At 73.5% G+C, this 9,952-nt stretch carries 9 protein-coding genes; 3 read left to right on the plus strand and 6 right to left on the minus strand.

The window, feature by feature from the left end; genetic code table 11:
* Nucleotides 1-52: 52 nt before the first annotated feature.
* A complete protein-coding gene (locus tag ATM99_RS17725) occupies nucleotides 53-847 on the plus strand; it encodes a transglutaminase family protein (RefSeq protein ID WP_062104121.1) in 795 nt (264 codons plus the stop codon).
* 40 nt (nucleotides 848-887) lie between these two features.
* Here the strand turns inward: ATM99_RS17725 and dnaG are convergent, their stop codons facing one another.
* Nucleotides 888-2,843 carry a DNA primase gene (gene dnaG / locus ATM99_RS17730; RefSeq protein ID WP_062104122.1) on the minus strand — a complete coding sequence of 652 codons (1,956 nt, stop codon included), beginning with the start codon at nucleotides 2,841-2,843 and terminating at the stop codon, nucleotides 888-890.
* Nucleotides 2,844-2,972: 129 nt separating this feature from the next.
* On the opposite strand from dnaG, the gene ATM99_RS17735 reads away from it, so the two are divergent.
* Entirely contained in the window at nucleotides 2,973-3,314 is a 342-nt protein-coding gene (locus ATM99_RS17735; protein WP_062104123.1) for a YciI family protein, read from the plus strand.
* A 37-nt stretch (nucleotides 3,315-3,351) separates the two neighbouring features.
* Here the strand turns inward: ATM99_RS17735 and ATM99_RS17740 are convergent, their stop codons facing one another.
* The 5 genes from ATM99_RS17740 to ATM99_RS17760 all read right to left on the minus strand — a co-directional run bounded on the left by ATM99_RS17740 (nucleotide 3,352) and on the right by ATM99_RS17760 (nucleotide 8,922).
* The gene (locus ATM99_RS17740) at nucleotides 3,352-4,641 is read right to left on the minus strand and encodes a deoxyguanosinetriphosphate triphosphohydrolase (protein ID WP_062104124.1); all 1,290 of its coding nucleotides are present in this window, start codon (nucleotides 4,639-4,641) and stop codon (nucleotides 3,352-3,354) included.
* Nucleotides 4,638-5,012, minus strand: coding sequence for a hypothetical protein (locus ATM99_RS17745; RefSeq protein WP_150118357.1), 375 nt, complete (start codon nucleotides 5,010-5,012; stop codon nucleotides 4,638-4,640). The genes ATM99_RS17740 and ATM99_RS17745 overlap by 4 nt, the downstream gene beginning before the upstream one ends.
* Before the next feature lie 21 nt (nucleotides 5,013-5,033).
* Nucleotides 5,034-5,942, minus strand: a complete 909-nt coding sequence (locus tag ATM99_RS17750; protein WP_062104126.1) for a sugar ABC transporter permease — start codon at nucleotides 5,940-5,942, stop codon at nucleotides 5,034-5,036.
* Nucleotides 5,942-7,576 carry an ABC transporter permease subunit gene (locus ATM99_RS17755; RefSeq protein ID WP_062104127.1) on the minus strand — a complete coding sequence of 545 codons (1,635 nt, stop codon included), beginning with the start codon at nucleotides 7,574-7,576 and terminating at the stop codon, nucleotides 5,942-5,944. The genes ATM99_RS17750 and ATM99_RS17755 overlap by 1 nt, the downstream gene beginning before the upstream one ends.
* Before the next feature lie 110 nt (nucleotides 7,577-7,686).
* The gene (locus tag ATM99_RS17760) at nucleotides 7,687-8,922 is read right to left on the minus strand and encodes a maltose ABC transporter substrate-binding protein (RefSeq protein WP_062104128.1); all 1,236 of its coding nucleotides are present in this window, start codon (nucleotides 8,920-8,922) and stop codon (nucleotides 7,687-7,689) included.
* 168 nt (nucleotides 8,923-9,090) lie between these two features.
* On the opposite strand from ATM99_RS17760, the gene ATM99_RS17765 reads away from it, so the two are divergent.
* Nucleotides 9,091-9,952: LacI family DNA-binding transcriptional regulator (locus ATM99_RS17765; RefSeq protein ID WP_062104129.1), on the plus strand; the 862-nt coding region annotated here is incomplete at its 3' end.

Raw genomic sequence — 9,952 nt, forward strand, 5'->3', positions numbered from 1 at the left:
TCCCCCGTCACCACCCGTCGTCCGGCCCGTCCTGGCCGGGGAAGGACCCGTCGTGCTGCGCTCCGTGGCCGCCCACCTCTCGCTCGACGTCCACGCACCGCTCGAGCTGCTGCTGTCCGTGGCCGTCGCGGAGGGTCCGTTCGAACGCACCGAGAGCCTGCTCGTCCGCTCGGACGACGCCCCGCTGGACGTCCAGGAGATCAAGACCCCGCACGGCGGGCGGGTCCACCGTGTGCTGGCGCCCGCGGGCCGGGTCGTCGTGGACTACCAGGCGACCGTCGTGGGGCAGAGCGCACCCGCACCGCTCGAGGACGTCGACCTCGTCGAGTACCGCCGCCCGAGCCGCTACGCCGAGTCCGACCGGCTGCTCGCGTTCGCGCGCGACCAGTTCCGGGGCCTGGCCGGCGCCGACCTGCTCGACGCCGTGGTCGCGTGGGTGAGCAACCACGTGACGTACCTGTCCGGCTCGAGCCTGCCGACCGACGGGGCGACCGACACGCTGCTCAAGCGGCGCGGGGTGTGCCGCGACTTCGCGCACCTGGTCGTCGCGCTGCTGCGCGCGTGCGACACGCCCGCACGGCTCGCCGCGGTCTACGCGCCCGGTCTGCGGCCGATGGACTTCCACGCGGTCGCGGAGGCCTACGTCGACGGCGCGTGGCACGTGGTCGACGCGACCCGGCTCGCGCCGCGCGGCTCGATGCTGCGGATCGCGACCGGCCGGGACGCGACCGACACGGCGTTCCTGTCCTACTACGGCGGCGGCCTGCGGCTGCGCGCGATGACCGTCACCGCGGTGTGCGACACCCGGGTCGAGGACGACGGCACAGGGCTGGTCGCGCTGCGCTGACGGCGACGGCACCGCCGGCGGGCGGCACGCACGCGGTGCGTCAGGCGGTCTCGCGCAACGTGCGACGCCGCGCCTCGAGCTCGATGAGCTCGCCGAGCAGCGCGCGCTGCTCGCCCGCGTCGACGGCCGCGTCGAGCCGCTGCAGGCGACCCCGCACGTCGGCGATCTGCCGCGTGTAGCCGATGTCGACCAGGCGCATCACGACGCCGCGCACGTACCCGGGCAACGAGTCCGGGCGGTCCTCGGGCAGGGGCGCCACCGACATCTCGGTGAGCAGCGCGCGCACGGGCTCGGCGGCCTCCTCGAGCACGGCGCCGACCCACGCGGCCTCACCGCCGCGGGCGACGTGCTCGTGCGCCGCGGCGACCCCGCCGGCGGCGCGCACGGCCTCGTGCACGGCGCGGTAGGCCGGTGCGGTGCACGCGTCGGGCGCGAGCGCGTCGAAGTCCGCAGGCACGAGCGTGGGGTGCTGCAGCACGACCTCGAGCGCCGTGCGCTCGACCTGCGCGACCGGGTCCCGGCGGTCGGGCGCCGTCATGCGCGCGACGGGCACGGGTGCGGGCGCGGCGTCGCCCGCGACGGGGCGTCGGGCGTCCCGCTCGGGCCCGGGGCGAGCGCCCGGACGCGGGCCACGGCGGGCTGCGTCGGCGACCGCGCGGCGCACGCCCGCGACGTCGTCCATGCCGAGCCACCCGGCCAGCAGGCGCTCGTACTCGGGCCGCAGGGCCGAGTCGCGGATGCCCGCGACCACGGGCGCCGCGGCGCGCAGCGCCCCGACGCGCCCCTCAGCCGTCGTCAGGTCGTGCGCCGCGAGCGTCGAGCGGATGACGAACGCGAACAGCGGCTGCCGCGAGCTGACGAGCGCGCGCACGGCGTCCGGCCCGCGGGCCTGGCGCAGCTCGCACGGGTCCATGCCCGAGGGCTCGACCGCCACGAACGTCTGCGCGCTGAACGCCTGGTCCTCGCCGAACGCGCGCAGCGCGGCCTTCTGCCCGGCGGCGTCGCCGTCGAACGTGAAGACGATCTCGCCGCCCACGGACGACCCGCCCGCGAGCTGCACGCCGCCCGCACCACCGGCGTCGCCGACCAGGCGCCGCACGATCCGCGAGTGGTCGGAGCCGAACGCGGTGCCGCACGTCGCGACCGCCGTGGGCACGCCGGACAGGTGCATGGCCATGACGTCGGTGTACCCCTCGACGACGACCACCTGCTTGGCCTTGGCGATCTCCCGCTTGGCCAGGTCGATGCCGTACAGCACGTGGGACTTGCGGTAGAGCGGCGTCTCGGGGGTGTTGAGGTACTTGGGCCCGTTGTCCTCGTCGAACAGCCGGCGCGCGCCGAAGCCCACCGTCTCGCCCGTGACCTCGCGGATCGGCCACACGAGCCGCCCGCGGAACCGGTCGTAGATGCCGCGCTGCCCCTGGCTCACGAGCCCCGACGCGGTGAGCTCGGCCTCGGTGAAGCCGCGCCCGCGCAGGTGCCGCAGCAGCCCGTCCCAGCCCTGCGGCGCGAAGCCCACGCCGAACGTGTCGGCGGCCGACCGGTCGAAGCCGCGCTCGGACAGGAAGGCGCGCGCGGCCGCCGCCTGCGGCGAGACGAGCTGCTCGCGGTAGAACTCCTCGGCCACGCGGTGCGCGTCCAGCAGGCGCCGGCGCCGTCCCGGCTCCTCCCCGGGCCGTGTGGGCCCGCCGTCCTCGTAGCGGACCTGGATGCCGACGCGGGACGCGAGGTACTCGACCGCGTCGGCGAACCCGAGACCGTCGACGGCCTGCACGAACGCGATGACGTCACCGCCCTCGCCGCACCCGAAGCAGTGGTAGCGCCCCACCTGGGGGCGGACGTGGAACGACGGCGAGCGCTCGTCGTGGAACGGGCACAGCCCCTTGAGGGACCCGACGCCCGCGGGCCGCAGCGCGACGTGCGCCCCGACGACCTCCTCGATCCGGACGCGCTCGCGGACGGCCTCCACGTCCTCCCGCCGGATCCGTCCCGCCACGGGCGTGAGTCTAGGCGTCCGCGGGCGTGGTCGGATCGCGGCGGCGGGCGGCCGGGTGTCGAATGTGGCGACCGTCGCTCGTCATGGCGACGACCGGGCGGCACGCGCCCGCGGCACGAGGAGGACGACGTGGAGTACCTGCTGCTGATCTGCACCGACCCCGACGGCGAGGACGCCGCGCCCGGGGACCCGACCATCGAGGAGTGGGGAGCCGACGTCGACGCGCGCGGCGTGTGGCGGCACGGCGACCGGCTGCGCCCGGTCGAGGCCGCGACGACCGTCCGGCGCCGCGGCGAGCAGGTGCTGCTCACCGACGGACCCTTCGCGGAGACGCGCGAGCAGATCGCGGGCTACGACGTGATCGACTGCGCCGACCTCGACGAGGCGCTCGCGGTCGCGGCGGCGCACCCGATGGCGAGAGGCGGCCGCATCGAGGTGCGACCCGTGTGGCCCCTGGACGCGGGCGACTGAGCGGTGCTCCCCCGGCACCGGCCCGGACGTCGCGGCCTCAGTGCCGCGGCGGGCGGACCAGCCGCGAGTGCCACGCCACGGCCGACACGTCGGTGAGCGAAGCGACCTGGTCGACGACGACGCGCAGCCGCTGCGCGTCGTCGTCGGCCGCGCGCCAGTCGGCGGCGAACGGCGCCTCGAGCGCGTCGGGCCCGCGGTCGGCCAGCACGGCCACGAGGTCGTGCAGCACCTCGCGCTGCCGCTGGTAGAGCGGCTCGAGCTCGCGCGGCGCCATGACGTACGCGACCGCGAGGCCCTTGAGCACGAGGATCTCGGCGAGCGTCTCGTGCGGGACGACGAGCTCGGCGGCGTACCGCGTGAGCGGACCGTCGCCGTAGCGCGCGCGGGTCGCCTGCTGCGCGGCCTTGGCGAACCGGCCGATGAGCTGGCTCGTCGCGTCCTTGAGCACCGCGAGCGCGCGCCGCGACCCGTCGAACCCGGGCTCCCACAGCCGTGCCGCGACGAGCCGGTCCATCGCGGCCTCGAGCTCGGGTCCGGACACCTGGGCGCCGTACCAGGTCTCGACGGCGTCGAGCACACGCGCGCGCTCGTCGGGTCGCGTGAGCACGCCGAGGTCGACGCGGTCGCCCACGACGGCGTCCTCGACGTCGTGCACCGAGTAGGAGATGTCGTCCGCGAGGTCCATGACCTGCGCCTCGAGGCACTTGCGCCCGGGCGGGGCGTCGGCCCGCAGCCACGTGAACACGGGCAGGTCGTCCTCGTAGACGCCGAACTTGTGCGTCGGGCGCCCGCTCGCGGCGCTCACGGGGCCCTGCCCGTAGCGCCACGGGTACTTGACCGAGGCGTCGAGGCTCGCACGCGTGAGGTTGAGGCCCACCGAGCTGCCGTCGGGCGCGACCACCTTCGGCTCGAGCCGCGTGAGCAGCCGCAGCGTCTGGGCGTTGCCCTCGAACCCGCCGATGCCGCGCGAGAGCTCCGCGAGCGCGCGTTCGCCGTTGTGCCCGAACGGCGGGTGGCCCAGGTCGTGCGCGAGGCACGCGGTGTCGACGACGTCGGGGTCGCAGCCCAGCGCCTTGCCGATCTCGCGACCGACCTGCGCGACCTCGAGCGTGTGCGTCAGCCGGGTGCGCACGAAGTCGTCGCTCGACGGTCCGAGGACCTGCGTCTTGGCGCCGAGGCGACGCAGCGCGGAGGAGTGCACGAGGCGCGCGCGGTCGCGCTCGAACGGCGTGCGCTCGCGCGACTTCTCCCCCTCGGCGAGCCAGCGGTCGCGGTCGGCGGCGCAGTAGCCGTCGAGGTCGCGGACGGTGGGGTCGAGGGCTGTCACGTGCCCAGGGTAGGTGCGCCGTCGCCGAGGGCCGTCGCGAAGCCCGTCGAGAACTCGGTGCCGACGTAGGCCGCGAGCGCGAGCGCCACCGTGAGCGCGACGAGCAGCGACGGCAGGACCCCCCGTCGCAGCCGCGCGACGACGAGCGTCACGACCCACACGAGCAGCAGCACGGCCGTCCACACGGTTCCGGTGGCCGTCCGGTGCTCCGGCGTGCATCCCGGCAGCGGCGGGGAGACCGCCGGGCACACGACGGGCCGCGGCACGGCGACCAACCAGATCGCGGCGAGCGCGCACGCCGTGACGGCCGTCGCCAGCACCGGCTCCAGCACGCCGCGTCGCGTCCGCGTCCGTGTCACCTCACCGTTCATGCCCGGGAGGGTAGCGGGCGCTCAGCCCTTGACCGAGCCCGCCGTGAGACCGCCGACGATGTACCGCTGCAGGAACAGGAACAGCAGGAGCACGGGCAGCGCCGCGATCACGGCGCCCGCCGCGAACAGCCCCCAGTTGGCCTCGAGCAGCGACGACACCCAGCCGTACAGCCCGACCGCCACCGTCCAGTTGCCCTCGGACTGCAGCACAAGCCGCGCGATGATGAACTCGCCGAACGTCGCGATGAACGACAGCAGCGCGACGACCGCGAGGATCGGGGTCACGAGCCGCAGGATGATCGTCCAGTACGTCTGGGCGTGCGTCGCGCCGTCGATCTTGGCGGCCTCGTCGAGCTCGCGCGGCACGGTGTTGAAGAACCCGTACATGAGGAACGTGTTCACGCCGAGCGCACCGCCCAGGTAGACGGCGATGAGCGCGAGCTTGCTGTTGAGGCCGAGCGAGGGCACGACGTTGCCGAGGCCGATGAGCAGCAGGAAGATCGCGACGAACGCGAGCATCTGGGGGAACATCTGGATGATGAGCAGGGCCGTCAGGCCCGCACGCCGGCCCGTGAACCGGAACCGGGAGAACGCGTACGCGGCCGCGGCGCCCATCATCACGGTGCCCACACCGGTCGCGATCGCGATCTGCAGCGAGTTGCCGAGCCACGTCCAGAACATCGTGCCGCCGAGCGCCTCGTAGTTGGCGGGGCTGAGCGACGCGAACAGCCGGTTGGAGCCGGTGAGCGTGCCGCCGTCGGTGAGCGAGGCGGAGATGACGTAGACGATCGGGAAGACCGCGTACACGACGGCGACGACGCCGACGAGGTGGCGCCACCCGAGCTCGGCGAACCAGCGGTGCGGACGCATCCGGGGCGCGGCCGCACGGGCCGCGGCGGTGCGGGTGGGCGAGACGTGCGTCGTGGCCATCAGCTGATCTCCTCGAACTGCTTGGTGCGCTTGAAGGTGATCGCGGAGATCGTCGCGACGATGACGAAGATGACGATCGACAGCGCGCTGGCCAGGCCGTAGTTCTTCGCGGCCGTGCCGTCGAGCCCGGACACCGAGTAGACCATCGAGATGAGGATGTCGGTGTGGCCGAGCGGCACGGACGCGTCGGCGAACCGCGGGCCGCCGCCGGTGAGCATGTAGATGAGCGTGAAGTTGTTGAAGTTGAACGCGAACGACGAGATGAGCAGCGGGGCGGTCGCGACCAGCAGCAGCGGCAGCGTGACCGACCGCCACGTGCGCATCGCGCTCGCGCCGTCGACCTTGGCCGCCTCGAGCACGTCGGACGGCAGGGACTGCAGGGCCCCGGTGCAGATGAGGAACATGTACGGGAACCCGAGCCACAGGTTCACGCCGAGCACCGAGAGCTTCGCGAGCCACGGGTCGGTGAGCCACGGCACGGCGGCCCCACCGAGCAGGACCTGGTTGACGAACCCGAACGACCGGTTGAGCAGCCCGGACCACAGCAGCGCCGCGAGGAACCCGGGGATCGCGTACGGGAAGATCAGCAGCGTCCGGTAGATCTTGCGCCCGCGCAGCCGCGTGTCGTTGAACGTGATCGCGAGGAACAGCCCCAGCAGGAACGTCGAGACGACCGACCCGATCGCGAACGCGAACGTCCACACGAGGATGCGCAGGAACGGTCCCGCGTAGCGCTCGTCGCCGAACGCGGTGCGGAAGTTGTCGAAGCCGACCATGACGCGCCAGCCGACGTTGAGACGGTCGCCGTCGTCGGAGCGGAACCAGCCGTCGGACGTCGCGCGGTACACCGTGCCCGTGGTGACGTCGGTCATGGTGTCGGCCTCGGGGTCCCACGTGAGCGACGGCGTGGAGACGAAGCCCGTGCGCGCGTCCTGCGTGCGGACCGACCCGTCGTTCGGGTCCTCCGAGACGGGAACGCGCAGCTGGGTGACCTCGGCCTGCCGCGCGAGGACCTCCGGACGGCTCAGCACGGTCGCGTCGGGCACCTGCGTGACCCGGCCGTCCTCGACGGTGGCGCCGTCGGCGGGCGTGAGCGGCTGGTCCGCCGTGCCGACGAGCGCCTCGTCGTCCTCGACGACCGCGAAGCCCAGCTGCCCGCCGCGCTCGACGACCGTCAGCGGGTACGACGCCGAGCCCTCGACGCGGCGCTCGTTCTGCACGAGCAGGGCCTCGACCGCGTGCTCCTTGGTCGAGTTGTGGCCGTCGCCGTAGTTGGTGAACGCGACGAAGCCCGTGTAGGCGACGACGTACACCTGGTAGACCAGCAGGAACGCCAGCCCGGGCAGGATGTACTTCATCGGCAGCGAGCGTCGCGAGAAGTACACCCAGTCGGCGACCGCGACGAGCGCGACCATCGACACGAGGATGCCGGTGCTGCCCTCACGCCACGCCGCGAGGATCCCGAACACGCCGAGCGCGTTGACGACCGCCATGAGCGCGATCTTCACGAGCGTGCCCGGACGGACCGGGCCGCGCCCGGGGTCGCGGCCCGCGCGCCGGCCGGTGGGGCCGGACGGACCCGGTGGGGTGACGGCGTCGCTGGTGCCGTCGACCGTGGGAGCCTGCGTGGACATCGCGCGCCTTCCGAGCGGTGGAGGTCGGCGCGTCGCTGCGCCGGAGAAGGTGGACCGGACCGCCCGGCCGCGCCGCGGGGGGATCCGCGGCGCGGCCGGAGCGAGGGGGGTCAGGAGCCGATGGCTCCCTGGATGTCGGCGATCATCTTGTCCCACGACGCGACCGGGTCGGCCTGGCCGGAGATGATGTTCGCCTCGGTGACGCCCCAGAACGCCCAGACCGAGCCCATCTCGGGGATCGACGGCATCGGGACGGCCTCGGCGCCGACGGCCGCGAAGCCGGCGGTGATCGGGTCGGCGGACGCCTGCTCGGCGGCCGACTTGAGCGCGGGCGGCCGGCTGCCGGCCTCGTAGAGCGCGAGCTGCGCCTCGTCGGTCGCGAGGTAGTTGACGAGGAAGTCGTTCGCGAGCAGCGCCTTGTCGCTCTGCGCCGAGACGTAGAAGCCCTGGACGCCGACGAACGGCTGCGCGGGCTGCGGCCCGGCCGCGGGGACCGGGTCGATCGCGAGGTCGAGGCCCGCGAACTGCTCGAGCATCCACGGGCCGCCGACGATGAACGGCGACTCGCCGTTCTTGAACGCCTCGACCGCGATGTCGTACGTGATGTCGGTCGAGAGCACGCCCGCCGCGCCCTGCGCCTGGAGCCACGTCGCGAACGCCTGGCCGGGCTCGCCGCCCATCGCGAGGTCGGCCGTGTACGAGCCGTCGTCGTTCTGGGCGAACACGGGGGCGCCGAACGACGTCTGCAGCGGGTAGAAGGTGTACGGGTCACCCTCGGTGCTGGTCTGGATGAGGAACGGGTACTTCGTGCCGGCGGCCTGCCCGGCGGCCACGGCCTCGTCCCACGTCGCGGGGGCGGTCGGCGCGAGCGCGGTGTTGCGGATCAGGGCGATGTTCTCGATCGCGTACGGCAGGCCGTAGACCTGGCCGTCCTGCGTGAACGCCTGCACGGCGACGTCCTCGAAGTCGGCCGTCTTGTCGCCGAGCTCGATCGGCGCCACGACGCCGTTCGTCGTGAGCTCGCCGAGCCAGTCGTGCGCACCGACCGTGACGTCGGGGCCCTCGCCGGTCGGCACCTGCGCGAGGAAGTCGGCGCGGATGTCCTCGAAGTTCTTGAGGACGAGCTCGACGTCCACGTCGTTCTCGGTCTCGAACGCCTCGGCCGCCTTCGCCACGGCCTCCTGCCGGGTCTCGTCGACCCACACGACCAGGCCGTCGCTCGAGCCGCCGCCGGCCGTCGTGCCGGGCGTCGATCCGCCCGAGGTGTCGTCGCTGGAACCGCCGCACGCCGTCAGCGTGAGGGCGAGGCCGAGCGCCACCGCTGCGGCCGGGATGCTTCGTCGCATCGTTCGTCTCCTGTAGTCGTTCGACTCACCGACGCCGGTCGCCGCCGTCGGCCCATGTCGAGAAGGTAGGCGCGTTGCGACCGATGCTGCAAATCGTTACGGTAACTTTCAGGCAACGGTTTCACAGCGTGTTCCGCACCACCCGCGGCAACTGGACGAGGAGGTCCGATGACCCCGACTACGCTGCCGTCTGTGCGCACACGACTGACCGACCTGGCCGAGCAGGCCGGGGTGAGCACGGCGACGGTGTCGCGCGTGCTCAACGGCAAGCCGGGCGTGTCCGCGCAGGCGCGCCAGGCGGTGCTCACCGCGCTCGACATGCTCGGCTACGAGCGGCCCGAGAAGCTGCGGATGCGCTCCGCCGGCCTCGTCGGGCTCGTGGTCCCCGAGCTGACCAACCCGGTGTTCCCCGCGTTCGCGCAGATCATCGAGACGATGCTCAGCGACCGCGGGTACACGCCGCTGCTGTGCACGCAGTCCCCCGGCGGCACCACCGAGGACCAGTACGTCGAGCTGCTCATGGAGCACTCGGTCGACGGCATCGTGTTCGTCTCCGGCCTGCACGCCGACACCACGGCCAACAAGGACCGCTACCACCGGCTGCGCGGGCGCGGCGTGCCGCTCGTGCTCGTCAACGGGTACGCCGAGGGCGTCGACGCACCCGCGGTGTCGACCGACGACACCGCGGCCATGGACCAGGCGTTCCGTCACCTGTACTCCCTCGGCCACCGCGCGATCGGGCTCGCCGTCGGGCCCACGCGGTTCGTCCCCTCGCAGCGTAAGCGCGACGCGTTCGTCTCGCTCCTCGAGAAGCACCTGGGGACCACCGACGCCGACGCGCACGTCGTCTCGACGCTGTTCACGGTCGAGGGTGGCCACGCCGCCGCGACCGAGTTGTTCGCGTCGGGGCACACCGCCGTCGTCTGCGGCTCGGACCTCATGGCGCTCGGCGCCGTGCGCGCCGCACGCCAGCTCGGCCTGCGCGTCCCCGAGGACGTGTCGGTCGTCGGCTTCGACGACTCGCCCCTCG

Origin of the sequence: Cellulomonas sp. B6 (assembly GCF_001462455.1) — a bacterium.
Lineage (GTDB): Bacteria > Actinomycetota > Actinomycetes > Actinomycetales > Cellulomonadaceae > Cellulomonas.

Excerpts from the sequence above, each read along its gene's own strand:
- ATM99_RS17745 (WP_150118357.1), bottom strand. The coding sequence starts at position 5,012 with ATGAACGGTGAGGTGACACGGACGCGGACGCGACGCGGCGTGCTGGAG.
- ATM99_RS17750 (WP_062104126.1), bottom strand. The coding sequence starts at position 5,942 with ATGGCCACGACGCACGTCTCGCCCACCCGCACCGCCGCGGCCCGTGCG.
- ATM99_RS17755 (WP_062104127.1), bottom strand. The coding sequence starts at position 7,576 with ATGTCCACGCAGGCTCCCACGGTCGACGGCACCAGCGACGCCGTCACC.
- ATM99_RS17760 (WP_062104128.1), bottom strand. The coding sequence starts at position 8,922 with ATGCGACGAAGCATCCCGGCCGCAGCGGTGGCGCTCGGCCTCGCCCTC.